The sequence below is a fragment of the Paenibacillus sp. FSL L8-0663 genome, assembly GCF_038008125.1.
Lineage (GTDB): Bacteria > Bacillota > Bacilli > Paenibacillales > Paenibacillaceae > Paenibacillus > Paenibacillus polymyxa_D.
In genome coordinates, this window is sequence record NZ_JBBOYM010000001.1 from 2,826,130 (window position 1) to 2,845,625 (window position 19,496).

Below are 19,496 nucleotides of genomic sequence, written 5' to 3' on the forward strand. Positions count from 1 at the left end.
GATGAAATTATTCAAAAGGGCTGGAATTCTAATGCTGGCTGGAATGTTTGCTCTTAGCGGATGTTCGGGAGGCGGAGGCGAGTCAAAAAATCAGACGGTGAATCCAGATCAGGATGCAAATTTTAATAAAACCGGTCTTCCGATTGTTAAAGAAGCGGTGACATTAAAGATGGTATCCCCAAAAGCTGCTTTAGCGCCAGATTACTCGAAAATGGAAATATTTAAGCGGCTGGAAAAACAAACAAACGTAAAAATTGATTGGGAAAACATTCCAGACACTGACTTTGCAGAGAAGAAAAATTTGTTGTTGGCCAGCGGAGATTTGCCAGATGCCTTTTACGGAGCTGGATTCACAGATTACGATCTAATCAATTACGGTAAAGACGGAACCATTATTCCGCTGGAGAATTTAATTGATAAATATGCGCCTAATTTGAAGATGCTTCTCGATCGACGGCCTGATATTAAACTAGCCATCACAGCGCCAGACGGTCACATCTATGGGCTGCCGTCGTGGGAAGAGAATAAGCTCGATACCAACCCCTTCTTTCACGTCATCAATAAAAATTGGCTCGATAAACTGGGCTTAAAATTACCTCAAACGCTGGACGAATACACGCAGGCTTTGATTGCCTTTAAAACGAAGGATCCGAACGGCAATGGCAAGGCTGATGAAATCCCATTAAGCTTTATGCACATGCAGTGGTGTAGTGACATTGCTGGCATATTCGGAGCTTTCGGTCTTCCGGATAATTTGGAACATCGGATCGTCCGCGAAGGTAAAGTGATCTTTACCGCTACGCAACCTCAATATAAGGAAGCATTAAAATATATTCATGATAACTGGTATAAGCAGGGGCTGATTGACCCTGAATCGTTCACCCAGGATGCCGCTCAGTATTTAGCAAAAGGCAAAACACCAGATGAAACGCTCGGCTCCTACGTTTGGTGGGAAGTCGAAGAAGTTGTCGGACCGGAGCGTAGTAAGGATTATGCTCTGCTGCCCCCGCTTAAAGGCCCAAATGGAGATCAAATGATTGGTCGCAACAACGGCGGCGGTCCGGGACGAGGTAGCTTCGTGATTACAAAGGAGAACCGTTATCCGGCAATGACGATGCGTTGGATCGATCAACAGTATGACCCTTACATGGCGGCTCAAATTCACTGGGGTCCGTTGGATGTCGTATTCAAGAAGGACGAAAAAGGAAAATTGGTGAACCTGCCGCTTCCCAAGGGAGTCTCCGCAGGTGAATTCCGTCAAAAAGTGGCTCCAGGCACAGGAAATCCGGGCGTCATTACTTTCGATGACTTCGGAAAAGTTGTTGATATGGAACCCCGAGCTCAGAAGCGTGCTGAGTATTTGGAGAAATATTACACTCCATATATGAAAAAGGAAAACTATGCGAGCATCTTCTTTGAACCGGATGAACTAGATAAAATCAATCGGATTGAGCCAGAACTTATTAAATATGTAAATACCCAAAGAGGCAAGTTCATCGTCGATGGCGAGGTAGATGAAAAGTGGGACAGCTATGTGAAGACACTCGAGAAGATGGGGCTGAACGAATTAATGGAGATCTATCAAAAAGGGTTGGATCGATATAATGCAAATTTAAAAAATAAATAATCAAACGATAGGTGGGGAGAAAACTGTGCTTGATGTAATAACCATTGGGGAAGTATTGATAGACTTTACGCCATCAGGTCGTACCACGGGAGGCAACGAGCAGTTTGAATGCAATCCTGGAGGGGCTCCGGCTAACGTAGCAGCTGCTCTATCCCGTTTAGGAGCTAGAGCGACATTGATTAGCAAAGTTGGGGATGATCAATTCGGTTCCTTGCTGCACGATACCTTGATGAACGGCGGCATCGACGTGTCTGCGCTTACGTTTACAGATGAAGCCAATACAACGCTGGCATTTGTTCATCTGGATGACAACGGAGACCGATCGTTCAGCTTCTACCGGAAACCAGGAGCGGATACATACTTGCGCACGCAGGATGTCCCGTTCGATAGGATTGAAAACTGCCATGCACTGCACTTTGGTTCTTTGTCGATGACCCATGAGCCGGCCCGTACGGCAACAAGAGCGGCAGTTGTGAAGGCTAAAGAGGCAGGAGTCCTGCTTTCATTCGATCCGAATATCCGGTTTGCTTTATGGGAGAGTAAAGAGGAAGCGAAACAGAATATCCTTTGGGGCATGAAGTATGCAGATATCCTGAAAATATCGGAAGATGAGCTCCACTTTATAATGGGTACAACTGATGTGGAAAAAGGCTCGCTAGAGCTGCAACAGCAATTCGGCATCGCCGGGATCTTCGTAACTTTAGCGGAAAAAGGCTGCTATTACCGATTAGCTGATCATGACGGATATGTGCCGGGTTTTCAAGTAGAGGCCACTGATACGACAGGAGCCGGCGACGCTTTTCTGGGCTGCTTGTTATATAAGATACTGAAAGCCGGTGTTTATTTGAATCAGCTGACCAAACAGCAAATCATCGGTATGCTAACTTTTGCTAATGCCGGCGGTGCATTAGTAACCACACGGAAAGGGGCTCTTCAATCTATGCCGACGACAGATGAAATTACCCAGATAATCGAGACAAATAAACAGCACGATGATGATAGATTTAGGCCGGGTTTTCATTTTTCACCTCACTCCCATTGGTTGAATGATCCCAACGGATTAGTCTATTACGAGGGAGTCTATCATCTGTTTTATCAGCACCATCCTTATAGTAACCAATGGGGACCAATGCACTGGGGTCATGCTGTAAGCCAAGACCTGGTTCATTGGGAGCATATGCCTATCGCTCTGTTCCCGGATGAGCATGGCGCTATTTTCTCCGGTTGCTGTGTGGTTGACTGGAATAATAGCAGCGGACTGTTCGATGGTCCCCATGGATTGATCGCACTCTTCACTCATGCAGACAGCTGTCCGGAGACCGAACAACCTCGCCAGCGGCAAAGCCTGGCTTACAGCAGCGATAAAGGCCGAACTTGGCACAAATATGAGGAGAACCCAATACTCGACGAGCATGATCTGGTCGACTTCCGGGACCCCAAGGTGTTCTGGCATTCGCCAAGTGCATCCTGGATTATGGCTCTTGTCGCGGGAGACCACGTTCGGTTTTATCGTTCCGACAATTTGCGTGAATGGTCGTTGTCAGGCGAATTCGGAAAGAGTGAAGGCTCGCATGACGGAGTTTGGGAATGCCCTGATCTCTTTGAATTGCCGGTTGATGACAGCGGACATTCCAAATGGGTACTTATCATAAGCATCGGAGATAATCCCAACTGTCCAGAAGGCTCACGCACGCAATACTTTATCGGAGAGTTCGACGGAAATACGTTCATCAATGACCATCCGGCCGATCATATCCTGTGGCTGGATTATGGCCGGGACAATTATGCGGGGTTCACCTGGTCGGATATAGCTGAGCAGGACGGACGGCGTGTGATCATCGGATGGATGAGCAACTGGAAATATGCTAACCAAACGCCTACCGGGGCCTGGAGAGGCACAATGACTCTGCCTCGCGTCTTGTCATTGACCAGTCGAGACGAGGGCGTAGTTCTGACCCAAATGCCTGTTCGGGAAATAGAGCAGCTGCGGAAAGGAACGCTCTGCTGGAATGAGGTTAAGGTTACGCCAGAGGTGCCGTTTACGCAAAAAACGAATGATGTTCTGCTTGAAATTGAAGCGGATATCGACATTCGTTCCGAAGACGAGGTTCATATTAAAATGAAGTCCTCTGGGCAAAGTGAGACTATTATCGGTTACGACCCTGTGCGCCAATGGCTATTCATCGACCGCTCGAAATCGGGCCTGAGTGATTTCCACCCGTCGTTTGCGTGCAAGCACGGTGCTAGAATGGTTTCGGAGAATGGGAAGATCAAGCTGCATATCTGGCTGGATCGCAACGCGGTTGAAGTGTACGCGAATGAGGGCTTGGTTGCACTGACGGATCAAATATTCCCTGATGCTCCGATGGATCGTATTGAGATAAGTGCGAAATCAGGGGAAGTTGTAGTGAACTCGTTTTATATGCATGCTCTTAACTCCATTCATATTCCTAATGGTCCAACGGAGCAGACATCCAGGAGGGTTGAATTATGAGCCATGCAACCGATAATCGGGGATTGATTATGTATTGGGCCTTCAATGAAGGAACCGGTACAAGCGCTCTGGAGAGCGTATCCCAAGTCCAGGATAATATCCAGTACGTGTTTAACCAAGCGGAGTTTACTCAACCTTGCCCTCCACGGTGGAGACAGGGGGTAATTGGAAATGGGCTTCTGTTCGATGGTTATTCGACTTACATTGCGCATTCGTTCGATGAGGGAAATCAGAACACCGAGCCAGAGTATCGATCAGCGTTAAGCATAGGAGTATGGGTAGCCCCACGCTCCTATGAATGGGGGGATGATGGCAAATTGTCCGCCATCGTGAACCGCTACAACCTGGATCGCAAGCAGGGTTATCTGCTCGGCATGTTCCGTCACGGTTCCTGGTCCTTCCAAGTCGGGCTGGAAGGAGGAGACTGGAAGGAACTTTGGTCGCCGGACGGCCATGAACTGCCCAAGAATGAATGGTCATACGTGAATGCTGTGTTCGATGGGAACCAAGGGGAAATCAAGCTGTATTTAAACGGCAGTGAAATCGCTTCAGCTGCCGTGCCTCGTGGTTCCCGCCTGGCTGAGGCGGCGGACACGGATCTTCTTATCGGCAAGAATAACCATAGCAGCCTGCTGGCGGAAGTGTTCAGCCTGCACATGTTTAGCGGTATCATTGATGAACTCAAGATTTATAATCGGGCGCTGAGCGCGGAAGAAGTGGCCGCTTCTTATCGGCATGTGCTGGATACCTTTCATGAAGGTATCCGACCACAATTAAACTATGACGAGATCAAGCTGGACCGAACGCCACTGCTACTTGATCGGCACAGACCGCAATATCATGTTAGCCCGCCGGCCCATTGGATGAACGAACCTCATGCACCGATCTATTTTGACGGGCAATATCATTTGTTCTATCAGCATAACCCGCAGGGGCCGTTCTTTCATCAGATCCATTGGGGACATTGGGTAAGTCAGGATTTGGTGCATTGGCGTGATCTACCCGTGGCCCTGGCGCCCGAAAAGGATCAGCTCGCACCGGACGGGATCTGGTCGGGAAGCGCAACCTATGATGCTGACGGACTTCCTGTCTTGTTCTTTACGGCAGGTAATGACAGCGCTTCTCCGAATCAGAGCGTAGCGCTTGCCCGAAGCACTTATACCCTTGACGGAAACCCGGATCTGGTTCAGTGGGTCAAACATCCAGAGCCGTTGATCGTGCAGAAGAAGGGAATGGGCGCATTTGGGGATTTCCGAGATCCATTCGTATGGAAGGACGATGACGGCTGGTATGCTCTGGTCGGGTCCGGAATTGAAGGTGGAGCAGCACTGGCATTTGCGTCACAGGATATGCTGAATTGGACGTATAAAGGGCCGTTTTTTAAAGCGGATATTCAGAAGTTTCCTTACCTTGGACCCATCTGGGAGCTCCCTGTGCTTCTTCCCCTTGGCAGTGACAAGCAGGGAGTGAACAAACATCTGCTGCTTGTCAGCCCTGTGGGGAAGGGAGCGGATGTCGAGGTGTTCTATTGGATCGGACAACTTGACAAGCAAAATCTTTCGTTCATCCCCGATCAAGAAGAGCCTCAATTGATTGATGTCGGGGATTTCCATTTTACCGGACCGAGCGGAATGGTTGATCCGAAGACCGGCAGAAATATCGTCTTTACGATAGCCCAAGGCGACCGGACCTCCGAGATGGAATATAAGTCGGGTTGGGCTCATAACGGAGGCTTGCCGTTAAGCGTGTATTTGAGGGATGACGGACGTCTGGGAATAGAGCCGATTCAGGAGCTTCAATCGCTGCGTGGCCCTAAGCGGCTATCGCTTCGGGACCAGTCATTGGCTGAAACTAATGTGCAGCTTAGGAATGTTCATGGTGACATGCTTGAGATTCAATTGGAATTGGAGCCCGGCAGCGCCAAAAAATTTGGAGTCAAGGTCCGTTGTACGCCGGACGGAGAGGAAGAAACTCTGCTGTATTATGATTGGAATCAAGCGTTGCTCATGGTCGACCGCTCGAAAACGACCCTGCATCCTGGAGAAAAGTGCGGAGGGATTCAAGGCGGTAAGTTGGAGCTGCTTGGGGAGAATCTGAAGCTTCACATTTATTTGGACCGCTCCATGGTCGAAGCTTATGCAAGCGGATTGAAAAGCCTGACAACCCGGGTATATCCGAGCCGTATGGATGCTTTGGGACTCGAGATTTGGGGAGATGGAGAACCGTTTGTTAAATCCTTGGATATATGGGATATGCAGTCCGTTTGGTAAGACGGTTGTTTAGGCGCTCCTTACGAATGGGGTATGCACAAATGATCAAGAAACTTTGCATTCCTCCGTTTGGAAACGTTTCATTCATATTCTCCCTTCTTCATGACTATTCATCTTTGTACAAGGAGAGCATTTCGAAATGAGGTATCGATGTTCGCAAGTATAACAAGTTTCGAAGGAGGCTCGAGAATGAGGAAAGTCAAAAGAGGAAAATGTTGGATATCGGGAATGGTTATATGGGCTATGGTGCTCCAGCTTGTTGTTCCGGGAATCTCTGTCGCGTCCGAAAATAGAACTGTTGCTGGAGAAACGCTCATTCCTAAGAATGATGTGAAATCATCGGTTACGGATGCGATTTATCAAATCAAGAATATTCCTAAGAATGACATGGGATTGTCAGTTACAGATTCAGTCTATCAAATCCGGAATCCTGGATTTGAAACAGGAGATTTGACGGGATGGACCGTTATCAAAGGCGATGCGTTCGGTCCGAATAGCGTAACCGACGAAACGACTTGGTGGGCAGAAAAAATACCGTATAACCAGGAAGGAGCTTATCATTTAAACGGCTGGAAGTATGACGAATCTGCGACAGGTGTACTTCGTTCCAGCACTTTCGAGCTGGGCGGAAGCGGCTGGATCAGCTTCAAGCTTGGCGGTGCAAAGAACCCAGACAAGGTATTTATAAATATTGTGGAAGTCGATACGGGACAAGTTATTGCCCGATACGGAAATAGCGCATTCGCCGACGTTGGCTTCCCGGATCCTGCGCAGGGCATGCGGCTTGCCAATATGGTGCAATACAAGGCGGATCTTTCCACACAATTGGGCAAGAAACTGTATGTGGAGGTCGTCGATAATGCAACCTCGGATTGGGGAGTCATTTTTGCGGACGCATTCTCCATGTACCATGAGTCGGAGCCAGCTGAAGGAATTGTTGCGACGGATATCAAGCCGGATTTCAAGCGCTATGAAATCGATAATCCAAGCTTTGAAACCGGAAATCTCGATGGCTGGACGGTTGAGGAAGATGCTTTTGAAGTGACTGATGAAGCTCATGCGAGCAAAGAAGGGAACTTTTATGCCAAATCCTCCCTGCAAGGAAAGGGCTCCATCACTTCTAATACTTTCACGCTTCAGGGAACAGGAACAATTAATTTTACTGTTTTGGATATCCTCAAACCGGAAAATGCATATGTTGCACTTTTCGATGCGAACAGCAACACATTGCTTATGAAAACCGGGAATGTCAGTGCGAACGAGAAAATCTCATGGAAAGTGCAAGAACACTACAACAAGAAGCTCTATGTAAAGGTTGTCGATCATTCCAATGAAGCCAGCATTGCCGTTGATAGTTTCCAAGCAAGTGGTAGGGGGACTATTTTCTACTTAAACCTTGATGAAGGCGCAGGAAAGAAAGCGTTGGAGAAAGTACACAATCTTAGGCACGATGTGAACTATGTATTTAACAACGCCAGGTATATGGCATCGAAGGATCCGAGATGGACTCCGCGTGGAATAAAAGGCGGCGCCTTATTGTTCGATGGATACTCGAATTATATTGAGGTCAATGCAAGCGTTACTGTGCCTGTAAGCGACGCGTTAACCATCGAAGCTTGGGTTGCACCGCGTAGCTATGAGTGGGGAGACGGAAACAAGCTGTCTGCGATCGTAAACCAATCCGACCAGGATAAAGCGGAAGGCTTTTCTCTTGGTATGTATCGGCACGGTACATGGTCGATGCAAGTAGGCATCGGCGGTCAGTGGATTCAGGTATGGGTAAAGGATCACCCGTTGGAAAAATACAAGTGGAATTATGTGGCCGCTACTTTCAGTAAAGAAGATGGAAAAATTAAGTTATATCTAAACGGTGAGGAAGTGGCTTCCCAAGCAACCCCCGTCAACGTTCCGATCACACCATCTACCGAAAGCCTGATCATCGGGAAAAATAATAAACCTGTAGAGTTAGCAGGGGTGTTCTCCTTCAATATGTTCAGCGGACTCCTAGATGAAGTGAAGCTGCATAATAAAGCCCTTACGAACCAGGAGATACTTGCTGGATATGAGAGCGTGAAGGCGCTTCATGGAGGTTCAATTCCGAAAATTCCGAATGCGGACATTGATGAGGATCCAAGTGTGTTTGACGGAGATCAGCACCGACCCCAGTACCACGCGATGCCTCCGCAAAACTGGATGAATGAAGCACATGCACCGATTTACTATAACGGCAAATACCATTTATTTTATCAACATAACCCGCAAGGTCCATTCTGGCATCAAATCCACTGGGGGCATTGGGTGAGTGACGATATGGTGAACTGGGAAAATGTAAGACTTGCTCTTGCGCCCGAAGCGGGCACCCTAGATCCGGACGGCACGTGGTCAGGCAGTGCAGCGTATGATCGAAACGGCAATCCTGTTCTGTTCTATACCGCTGGCAACGACTCCTTGTCGCCGAACCAAAGAACAGGGTTGGCAACTCCGGCGGATTTGTCCGATCCCTATTTGGAAAAATGGGAGAAATATCCTAAACCGGTAACGGAGCAGAACAGAAAAGGCATCCACAACGAGTTCCGCGATCCGTTTGTATGGTACGACAAAGAGGTGGACAAGTGGTATCAGTTAGTGACATCTGGTCTTCCAGACTTCAGCAGCGGCACAGCTTTGGTGTATGTATCCGATGATATGTACAATTGGAAATATAAGGGGCCGTTATACGTTAGTGACAGAAGCCGTTATCCGGAGTTGGGTACGGTATGGGAGCTACCAGTGTTATTGCCGTTAGGCACGGATAGTACGGGCAAGCAAAAATATATTTTCATGATTAATCCCCATGAAAAGCCGGAGCATGTTCCTCCAGCGAACGATGTGCAAAGAGATGTTGAGGTCTTTTACTGGATCGGGACCTGGGACCGGGATAACTTTAAATTTATTCCTGATCAGGAGGCACCCTCCAAAATGGATGTAGGTGACGGCTATTTAACCGCAGAGAGCGGTCTGGTCACACCCGACGGAAGAACGGTCGTATTCTCTATGGTGCAAAATGTAAGAACACCGCAAGCCGAATATCAATCTGGATGGGCTCATAATTTATCTTTGCCGGTTTCCCTAAGCCTCGATAAGCATGATAAATTGCATATCGAACCGATTAAAGAACTGCAGAGCCTTCGAGGGGAAAAATGGGTTGATTTTTCGGACAAAAATTTGGAGAGTGCCAATCAATTGATTAAGAATGTCAAAGGCGACATGCTAGAGATTGTGATGGAGATTGATCCGCGTGAAGCCCAGAAATTTGGTCTCAAGGTGCGACGCTCGGAAAAAGGCCAAGAAGAGACGCTCATTTACTACGACAAGAAGAACGGGACGTTTAATGTGGATCGAACCAAGAGCAGCATTGATCCGGATGTGCGTGTAGACGGCATTCAAGGAGGATATGTAGATCTTGAAGGAGAGAACTTGAAACTCCATATCTTTCTTGATCGCTCGGTCATTGAAGCCTTTGCAAATTACAAGAAGAAGCTGACAACTCGTGTCTATGTAGGCAGATACGACTCCTTAGGCTTACAGATCTGGGCCGATGGCGATATCAATATCAAATCCATGCAAGTATGGGATATGAATGCCTTAACGGGTAAACCGGCTGCTCCGGTCTATGTACCCGATAAGTGGGATAATTCTGTGTATAAGGATATTACAGAGCTGCCTAACCATGATTTTGCTACGGGCGACTTAACAGGATGGATGACGGAAGGAGACGCCTTCCAGAATGTCCATGTGACCAATACCCAGTTCTTCTGGGACAACATTTTCTTCAACCCGTCGCATAAAATTCCGGGCAGCTACCATTTGTGGGGCTTCAACGAGCAAGCCGGCGGCGACAGCTTAACAGGAGCGCTAAGATCTCAAAATTTCGTCCTTGGTGGGAACGGTAAGATCAACTTCCTTATCAGCGGAGGCCGGGATATAGATCGTCTGTATGTTGCGCTGGTTCGGGCGTCGGACGACAAAGAGTTATTTAAAGAGACAGCGACCAATTATGAGGAATATCAACGTAAGATTTGGGATGCGACGGATTATATCGGGGAGGAGCTTTATATAAAGGTGGTTGACCACTCCAAAGGCGGGTTTGGACATATTAACGTCGATGATTTTAATGTACCTGTTCAGGTAAAGAAGAAAACTAACAACTGACTCTTGTTAATACAGAATACCCGTGAGTCCTGTAGTCACTCCAAGCAAATCGAATAGTCAAATAGCTTATCATTCGAAATGGCATCGGTATTGTATCTGATTCTGGAATTGAGCTTTTGATAAATGGGAAGTAAATAATGTAAATCTCGAAACCCCTTATCTTATCTATGGATAGGGGGTGAATTATTGTTGTCAGAATGCAACGTATTGTGTAGAATTAAAGAAAATTATGGAAACATAATTGAGGTGGGGGTGGTCCCTCTATACTCAACTTATACAGAGGAATGAATAAAAATGCTTGGGAGAGGGGGGGAGTGTGTGTATAAAGAGCTTCTGAGCATAGCACAGCTAATGGGGGAAACAATGCGATTGGTTGGGTATGCCCGATACTACAAATCCCTTAACATTGATGGTTTACATTACATACATCAAGTAGAAGGTACCCAAGTGATCGCTATTGTTAAACCAAATCATAGTACTCATCATGAAGCTACAACATTTTTAATGAATCTATTATTAACGGAAAAGCTAAAAATGAATACGGTTACAGGGCATGCCCAGAATCTGAAAAAGTTCTTGGATTACATGATGTTCTGGAGGCTAGAGGAAGATTTTGAACATATCCATAATATCGAAGTAAAAGCAGGTAAGACCGTATCCTATTGAAGTAATATTACTGGGATTTGCGGATTACCTTCGATGTATTCCAAAAGGTTACAAGCCATTTGAAGATTTAAAGGTGGCGACTCACGGGATTCATTGGTCTATGTTAAAGAATATCCCCTTAACAAACATGCAATGGCAGAAGGGAAGCTATCAACCGTAATTCGAAGCAGTCATAACGATTTAAAGAAAACCAACTGGTGTGAGTACCCGTCTGGTGCACTTGCTCCGATCATCTATACTGCATGTGCATATCTGAAGTTCTTGCGTGATAGAACAACAAGATTTAAATACCTGCCATTAGAGCAGGTTCCGAGAAAAGAAATAAGAGATAATCATTCATTAATAGCGGGTACTGCGGGTAGTAGGGTGCGGATAGTGTTTGATGTGGAAAATATTGCTCGAGATTCCGGTACTGCAGGACCTGGAGGAGGGAAGAGCAGGCAAGCCTCTCCCATTAACCACGACAAGGTCTTTAGTGAGACCGAAGCAGACATGTTCTTTGAATTGATCGATCCGTATGAAAATGCTTTGGATCTTCTTCTCTTTGCGATATTGCGTTACTTTGGATTACGCCCTGGTGAAGCAGCTGAGATTCGAATTGAGCCGTCAACAATTCCTTCCAACTTAAACGTGTATCATACAGCAAGAGAGGAATTAACCGAGTCTCTTTCCGGGAACTTGCAGTTTGTAAAAGAACGCGGGTTGCGGGGGAATTGGGTCATTGATACGGGATGGAAAACGAAGGCTTCCTGCAGGGACGTGGCGTTGATAACTCACAAAACAATTGATCCATTTAGCAGGAAAAATATCCGATTTCCAACACAAGAGGAGTTCACTGATCTTCTGTATTGGGCACTTCTTCAGCGGCGGGAACTTTTGTCTTATTACACAAGTGAAGATCATGGCTATCTATTTGTATCAGAGTCAAACAATTCAAAAGGGAAGCCATTAAGTAAGAAAGGCGTTTACAGTAAGTATAATAATTTGGCTGATGACTTATTTCAACGAACTGGGGGAAGCGTAGACCTACGTTCCTACTATCCACACACCTTCCGACACTTATTCGCGACATCACTTCTCCTAAGATATCGCAGACCATTCGAAGAGATCAGCAAGTGGTTGGGGCATTCTTCTGTCGTGATTACGCGCGATACATATATTCATTAGATACCTGAGTCAAATAATGACACAGAAAAAGGTAAAGTAGATCATTTAGGGAGGGTATTTATGCGACAGGCGGAGATCTCAGAGGGAATCCACGCGCATGAGGAGGACTCGGAATGACACTAGAATGGACTCCATTATCGGAATTTCGCAAATTTTTAAAAAACACGCTGCGTTTGAATCATGTGAATCAAGTATTTTCTTCTATAAAAAATCCCGTCCTTCAATTATTTACTACATTTCCGGCCCCGGATAACTGGTTAGCTGTACCGCCTGAAGAGAGACCAACCTTTCGGCATCGCGACAGTCGAGACCTATGGTATGTCATTTTCTGGGCTTGGCATACAGGTTTTTGCAAGGGAAATGATGTAGTAGCACAATATCGTCGAAACGACTTGGTTTGTTACCTGTCAACCAGAGGTCGTGTTAATCTGTCGGATTTCCCCGTCAAAATGGGCCTCCTCAAAAATTCAGAAGCAGAAAACATCCGCAAAAAAGACTCAAACCGTATAGGTTTGTTCAACAAACTATCTATACACCTTCTAGGTGTTATGAAACCGCTGGGCGATTTCACGGAAGAAGATATAGCGTTAGCGGATGTAATGCGTCCGAACGACAAACGTTATAACGCCAAGTGTTTAAAGGACATTCTTTTTGAGCTTGGATATTCGGATGAACCAGGAAGACGTAGGCAAAGAATACTGTTTGACGATTGCTGTGAGCATCCAAAGTGGGGGGATATCGCACGTGAGTTTCGCGAGCATTTAAAACGAAGTAATTCGCTAGACTATTATATTCGTAAAGCGGGCAGTGCTTTGCATAAATTTTTCAAATGGCTTGACCAGCACGGGGAGTCGGATGCTTCATCTCTCGAGTATGAAGATTTTCTCGATTTGTTTGATTACATTTCAAAGAATAACGATGGAGAGGAGTTTTCAGCTAAGTATACCGGGAACAATCTTCTACACATAAAGTTATTCTTTGATTGGGGGAAAGGTTCTCATACATTTTTTCCAACATACGTTGACTGGCCCAGTGATTTATATTCTGGAATTCATCGTGAGGCCCAAGAAGAAACATATTCCGGTGATGGCCTCGCTTTTGATGACCCAAACTTCCCGATGCTCATGAAGGAAGCAATTGAAAATTATCATCCCGAAGATGATGTTGAAGTTTTATGTCGCGCTTTTTGGTTAATTATTGCCTCATCACCGGTGCGTAAAACGTATCTGCTCAATCTTCAGGCTGAAGAATGTATGCTGCCATTGCCTAATGCTCCATCAGCGGTAGGATTATACAGCCCATATTCAGGTATTGAGAAAGCTAAACATCGTAACGGCCAATTTCCTATAATTGATTCTGCAGGTCTTAGAGCGGTCGAATTTTTACAGAAAAGATCGAGCGATAAAGCCTTCCGACCGATACGGAACGAAAGAGCGGATGCATCGTATGTGCATCTTTTTCAACTGGAGAAATATCCCTGGATTTTGAATGAAAGACAAATATATAGGTTTTTTACAAGATAGCAGAATTTATTGGACATGGAGATAAAAAAGGGAAGGCTCATGGTTACAGACACTATCTCATAACTCACATTGCAATCGAAACCGGGAACAGTGAGTTAGCACGACTTGCTGCAGGTCATGAAAATCAAACCATGCTGAATCGATACTTACGAAGTAATCTCTCCCGTCAAGCATTGTTATTTGCTACTATTAAGAAATATCAGGATGGTGAGATTGCGGGACGGTTTATTTGGCGAATCTTCGAAGCACTTGCCAGCGAACAAACTGAGCCTGACGAATTGATAAAAGCTTTGGGATCTGAAGAGCTATCTTTAGATGAATTCTTTGCAAAATTCGGGCTTCCAGCTCCTACAGGTGTAGGAAGATGTTTAATACAGAGGGCTTGCCTTTTTGAGGCAAAGTGTTTTTCCTGTCATCATTTCGCCATACGAAAAAGTGAAGCAGCACAGGCATTTCATACTTTGGCCAGATTAACCAAGGACATGTGGAACATGATGCGAGGCAGTCGGGATTTTACAACCAAAAACGCCAAGGCGGCCGGATTAGCTACGCAAATAGCGTTGCTTGGGGACATGATTCGGCATTTCGGCTATAGTGACGAACAGATTCAAATAGAGGTTATCAGTCGACTAGTCTGAGCTTAGATTGGAAAGAGGTGAAATCGTGTCGCAAATATTAGCTTGGCAATCCCTGAGATTTGGACCCATTACTGTAAGGCGAAAGGGACAATTCGAGAGTAGAGAGCATCTGACAAGATCGGAGTATGAACAATACAGATCGGCAGAGACTTGGGGACGGGTTGAACCTATTTTATCAAGCTCCTTAACGGATTTGGTACAACCCACAATATTTTTCAAGTTACCCGGCACCCAAAGAGATTACGTATTACTGCTTGCCTTTTTACAACGGATCAGTTTGCCTTTAGAGATCGTATTTCCAACCAAGACCGGATTCAATAAATTTCCTTTTCCCGAGTTACCGAATTTTGAGTACTTTGATGCGCTTTACGATAAATACTATCCGGTATTGTATCCGATGGATAGCGAAAAACAACTACAAAAGGCAAAGAAAAGGATTCCTTTGCTTCGAACTGTAGTTTGCTTATGGTTCGCAGGTTACGCCCTTAAGGAAGGGTTAGAGGGTAATCATATTATTACTTCCTCTGTATTAGCAAAAGCAAGTAAGATCGCTAAATATCATAGAAGTAGTTTAACCCTCCTAGGTAAGATGTTAGCTAAAGAAACAGATTCCTTGATTGAAAATAAACCGGTCATACCTTGCGATGAAGCGGAAAGAAGTGTCTGGATAGCCGCGGGAATATATCCAACCCAAACGCCGTTTGAGGAGAGTCTCTATACCTTTGCATTTTCTTACTTGAGGCAACGTGTGAATAATTCAATAACTGATGATTATTACGACGATGAAGGAAATTTACTTTTCAGATACGGTAAAAAAACTATCAGCATAAATTATTGGAAAGCGATAGTCAAGTACATCCGGTATTTTGCAATCAAATGTCGATCAAAAGGTCTTACTGACATAAGCGAGAATTCAATATCAGAAGTATACACAGAGATTTTTGGCCAGATGAAGGGACAAGAAGATAAGACGTTTTTCCGAGTGGCGCTTCGACATTGGCTTAGGTGGCTTATAAGAACTACAAATGCTTCATACAACATAGAACGGATTATGCCAAGACCTAGACGTGTTATGTCAAAAGATCATGGACGAGTATTTAGTATGTCAAAAGCTTATATTCTTGTGCAGACCTTAATGAACGATCAAACTCCTTTAATTAACGAGAACATTCTGATGGACTTTCGTCATAGGCGGGCTTGCCTGTTGATGTTATCAACTGCAGCAAGGCCTCATGAAATAGTTAATTTGCTTCAGAATGCTTTATTTATAGATTCGCAGGATAATTCCTGGATTCGTTTTCACAAAACCAAGACCATTCGCAATCAACCCGATCGAAACGGCTATGAATGGGTTCATCACGCTCTAGTGAAGAGCGATGCTGCAAGATGGTTTAACGAATTGATTCATTTTGCCCCATCAGAACCTATATTTTTTCCAAGAGAGTGGGGTGGGGATGGCCTTACGGAACTTCGTTTACTGGCTTCAAAACATAATGATGGCCCTATACGAACTAGCGGACTGTATAATTTTTTAACTCGCATTCAATCGAAGTTATGGCCTGAACTTAGGAAGCCATATTTCACACCCCATAATCTAAGAGCGCTCCATCTTACTTATCGGCGTATCTTAGGAGACAATGATGAGCTACTAGAGAGGCAGGCCGGACATAGTCATCCTTCCTCAAAAAAGCCTTATACGGAAACAATGCCTGCAGAAGAAGTTGCAAAGTTTGGTCATCTACTTCAAAAAGGCGTTTGGAGAAAGAAACCGGAAGGGGAGGATGCTGATAAGACAGAAGGGGCTGGAATTTCGTCTACTGAATATGTAGCCATTGATGAGATAACCGAAATTTCATCTAAGTTTGAGGTCACGCCTCAAAAGCTAGATGAAGCATATAAATTAACCCAGAAAATTATAGAGGAATCACCACGTTTCCAAGGTAAAGTTATTGATTTGGAAGGTGAGTTACACGAGGTTAACGTAGGTGGTTATACGCATAATTGTAATGCACATGTCTTGCTAAACTGTGGTCATACACCCGGGCATTGTAGAGCATGTGATGATTATAGTCCTGATGAGGATACAGAAGATGTGCACAAGGCCGACATATTTCGTGAAATGTTGCATTATTACTATTGTCTCGATGCAGAGAAAAATTTCAAGTCCACAGGACAACGAAAAATGGTTTTTCAGAAGGCTGAGGATATAAAGGAACGGTTGAACAAAACAGAAAGAAGTCTCTGGGTAAATAAATTTAAAATGCCGCCAAATGAGGCGAAAAAACTGCATTCATTGCTCTTTAAGAAAGCAAAGGCATACTTTCGTGAACAGTCTAAAGAGAAGCCTAATCCAACTAATGCAGAAGTGCTTTGTTATATTTTAAGTGGGGAGGTAAAGTAAATTGGCTCGTCCGGTTTCTTTCAGTAGCAGCGACTTGGCATGGGAATGTGCACAAGTAAAAAGAAAGCTTTTAAATGATGTCAAAAAGGGGCGATTATCGCGTCTTTCAAAATCAGATGTGTACGATATGATTGCAAAACGCCCGCGAATCAGATTGAAAAGCTCGCGAATGTTGTGGACGGGTTCCTATAAGGAATATTTGGAAAAATGGTTCACCAAATTGAATGAGGAAATACAATTAATCCTAGACTCGGCCTCTAAAGGAGAACCAACGATTACAAGTCCTGAGATTGTAGCCCAGGAGCACCGGGAATTGCAAGCCAAGGTTACTCATTTAACACAGCTTATAAGTACGTATAAAGATGCTTTGGACGAATTACGCATAGAGAACGGACAGTACCGAGAATTAATCAGCCAGCGTTTCGGAGATATTGACTTATTCTAATGATCCTGAATGTCCCGTGTACTGATACCCTTCGCATACATATGTGCTCCTCAATGCCGGTCACATTCGTTTGATTTTTCTTCACGACTACAGGTTCAAATTCTACATCACCGTATTCGGAGGTTACGGTTTTCTTACTGTTGTAGCCGTCGCGGCTGTTTCTCGTTTGTTTGTTTTTACATCATGTTTCTCATAACCGGGATGCGTATCCAGTTCGGCTTCTAATGCTTCTTGAAGTACATCTGCAAATAATTCCTTTAATGTCCATTGAATATCTTCTGCCGATTGAAAATTATGCTCTTTTACGAATTGACGTAATTCTTGTTTTGACAATAATCCGCTTCAGGTCACCATGTGCTTATTCCTCCAACTTTGATCTAGTAGTCAGTATTGACAAATTTATCTCAGTTGAAGTAAAGATTATGTCCAAACTAAATTGTTACTTCAAGCCTTGTACGGAATTGAATTACAAATGGGTGAATCTCTCCCGGAGCGACTATTCTTTGGTGTGACGGTTCACTCGCAATTAATGAAAGCAGGCCGCGTGATAGATTTGAGGGCTGAACGCATTCTTATCATTGGAAATAAAACTGTATTTCATGAATATATCCAATCGTTATCGAGAATTGGTAATTTGTTAGAGAAGAAGATCATTGTTGTTTATCTTGGAAGTTTTCCAGGACCGGATAAACGATTTTTTCTTCGGCAAATCCAAGATAAATTTGATAAAAATGGTCTTCAGATTGAAGTTCAGTTTTGGGGCGACATCGATTGGGGAGGGTTCCAAATATTCCGGCATTTGCAAAAATCAGTGTTTCCACAACTACGACCCTATCGTATGGATAAGACTACTTTCCATCAGCATTTGGATTGGGCAGAAACCTTCACTGCAGATTATCAAGTCAAATTGGAGCAGCTACTGGAAAACACGGATAATTCCTAGTTTCACGGATTAATTCGAGAGATGTTGTGTACGGGCAAGAGTTTAGAGCAAGAAGCTATACTATTATAAACTGTATTTCAGCCACTGGTTGTTGCCGAATTCTATAAGATTCGTGGTAATACTTTGTATTGACAGTGTATTTCACAATAGCCGCGACTTTTGCGGCTTTTTTCATTTATTGTTATTAGTTGTTTTCTTGGACTGGGACAAAAATCAAAATTGAGCCTTCTATTTTCACCATAAAAATCAAGTAAATCCGTAACTGGCCGATCAAGGAAACAAGGTTGTTACCAGGTTGGTGTAGAGCAAGGTAACGTCTGGGTATCTTGGCGGCTTATTTAAATGGGGGATGAAGAGCCAGTTGCAGACTACATTCTCAGTTCCCGGCTACAGCAAGCGATCAAAGCGTGATCGTGTGCTGACACCGGCGGTTACTCCTATTCGTGGTCGGTGGATATTTCTCTTACGGGGTCACCGCTTGCGGCATGTTGTTAATCGGGGTCGGGACCGGTTTATTCCTTACCCCCAATACGACGGAGATCATGTCAAGCGTTCCGGAGCAAAGCCGCGGGGTGGCGAATGGACTGCGGTCCATGCTATATAACTTGGGTCAAGTGCTGAGTACGGCTCTTTCTTTAACCATCGTCGGCGCAGCGCTGCCAGCCCACCTGAAGAACGTGCTGTATTCCGGAAAGAACAATGTGATTTCTGCCGTTGATTTTGCTTTCGTCATTCACGGTTACCGCTGGGTCATCATCGCATTAATAGGGACTTCTCTACTCGCTCTTGCTGCCTCGTGGTTCCGTCCGCAACAGAAAAAAGCTTACGAAAGCTCTTCAGCGGCCTCTTGACTTTGACGCATTGATGCCGCGTCAATCCGTCCGATCCTCATCGATCGGTCCTGCGGCTGCCGCCATAACCCCAGCGCGTCCGGTAAGCCCAAACTTCTGGAGCTAGCGATATATATCCGGCGGGTAGTGGAGCGTTGACGATAATATTGCTTACCAACCTGTAACTAAAGAAGTTTTTATTAGAAGGATACCTTTTTACTTCTACAAACCCGATACACGCTCAAAAAATGTAGGTGGCTTCCTTGCTATAATACGTTGCTCTCATTTTAAGATTTCCAGC

General features: G+C 44.9%; 12 protein-coding genes and 1 pseudogene. 12 read left to right on the forward strand and 1 reads right to left on the reverse strand.

All coding sequences use genetic code 11. From position 1 onward, the window contains the following. Window position 1 precedes the first annotated feature (1 nt). The 10 genes from MKY75_RS12210 to MKY75_RS12255 all read left to right on the forward strand — a co-directional run bounded on the left by MKY75_RS12210 (window position 2) and on the right by MKY75_RS12255 (window position 17,422). Window positions 2-1,627, forward strand: coding sequence for an ABC transporter substrate-binding protein (locus MKY75_RS12210; RefSeq protein WP_029515274.1), 1,626 nt, complete (start codon window positions 2-4; stop codon window positions 1,625-1,627). Between the two features lie 25 nt (window positions 1,628-1,652). Further along, a complete protein-coding gene (locus MKY75_RS12215) occupies window positions 1,653-4,121 on the forward strand; it encodes a PfkB family carbohydrate kinase (protein WP_340885447.1) in 2,469 nt (822 codons plus the stop codon). Next, window positions 4,118-6,391, forward strand: coding sequence for a GH32 C-terminal domain-containing protein (locus MKY75_RS12220; protein ID WP_069012406.1), 2,274 nt, complete (start codon window positions 4,118-4,120; stop codon window positions 6,389-6,391). The genes MKY75_RS12215 and MKY75_RS12220 overlap by 4 nt, the downstream gene beginning before the upstream one ends. A 189-nt stretch (window positions 6,392-6,580) precedes the next feature. Next, window positions 6,581-10,582 (forward strand): GH32 C-terminal domain-containing protein, encoded by a 4,002-nt coding sequence (locus MKY75_RS12225; protein WP_340885449.1) that lies wholly within the window; start codon window positions 6,581-6,583, stop codon window positions 10,580-10,582. Between the two features lie 318 nt (window positions 10,583-10,900). Continuing rightward, window positions 10,901-11,248 (forward strand): hypothetical protein, encoded by a 348-nt coding sequence (locus tag MKY75_RS12230; RefSeq protein WP_029515269.1) that lies wholly within the window; start codon window positions 10,901-10,903, stop codon window positions 11,246-11,248. 132 nt (window positions 11,249-11,380) lie between these two features. Then, on the forward strand, window positions 11,381-12,415 hold the full coding sequence (locus MKY75_RS12235) for a tyrosine-type recombinase/integrase (RefSeq protein ID WP_340885452.1): 1,035 nt from the start codon (window positions 11,381-11,383) through the stop codon (window positions 12,413-12,415). A 113-nt stretch (window positions 12,416-12,528) separates the two neighbouring features. Beyond that, complete coding sequence (locus MKY75_RS12240) at window positions 12,529-13,938, forward strand: hypothetical protein (protein ID WP_340885454.1); 1,410 nt, start codon at window positions 12,529-12,531, stop codon at window positions 13,936-13,938. A 131-nt stretch (window positions 13,939-14,069) separates the two neighbouring features. Then, entirely contained in the window at window positions 14,070-14,576 is a 507-nt protein-coding gene (locus tag MKY75_RS12245; RefSeq protein ID WP_340885456.1) for a hypothetical protein, read from the forward strand. 25 nt (window positions 14,577-14,601) lie between these two features. Next, the gene (locus MKY75_RS12250) at window positions 14,602-16,977 is read left to right on the forward strand and encodes a site-specific integrase (RefSeq protein WP_340885460.1); all 2,376 of its coding nucleotides are present in this window, start codon (window positions 14,602-14,604) and stop codon (window positions 16,975-16,977) included. Between the two features lies 1 nt (window position 16,978). Then, window positions 16,979-17,422: a hypothetical protein gene (locus MKY75_RS12255; RefSeq protein WP_340885463.1), complete on the forward strand. Its 444-nt coding sequence runs from the start codon at window positions 16,979-16,981 to the stop codon at window positions 17,420-17,422. Here the strand turns inward: MKY75_RS12255 and MKY75_RS12260 are convergent. After that, window positions 17,422-17,755 (reverse strand): annotated as a pseudogene (locus tag MKY75_RS12260) (transposase); the annotation flags it as partial. The gene MKY75_RS12255 and the pseudogene MKY75_RS12260 sit on opposite strands and share 1 nt — an antisense overlap. Window positions 17,756-17,873: 118 nt before the next feature. Between MKY75_RS12260 and MKY75_RS12265 the strand changes: the two are divergent. Both MKY75_RS12265 and MKY75_RS12270 read left to right on the forward strand, forming a co-directional pair. Then, window positions 17,874-18,365 (forward strand): Wadjet anti-phage system protein JetD domain-containing protein, encoded by a 492-nt coding sequence (locus MKY75_RS12265; protein WP_161626963.1) that lies wholly within the window; start codon window positions 17,874-17,876, stop codon window positions 18,363-18,365. A 485-nt stretch (window positions 18,366-18,850) separates the two neighbouring features. After that, window positions 18,851-19,216, forward strand: a complete 366-nt coding sequence (locus MKY75_RS12270; RefSeq protein WP_029515260.1) for a hypothetical protein — start codon at window positions 18,851-18,853, stop codon at window positions 19,214-19,216. The last annotated feature ends 280 nt before the right edge of the window (window positions 19,217-19,496 follow it).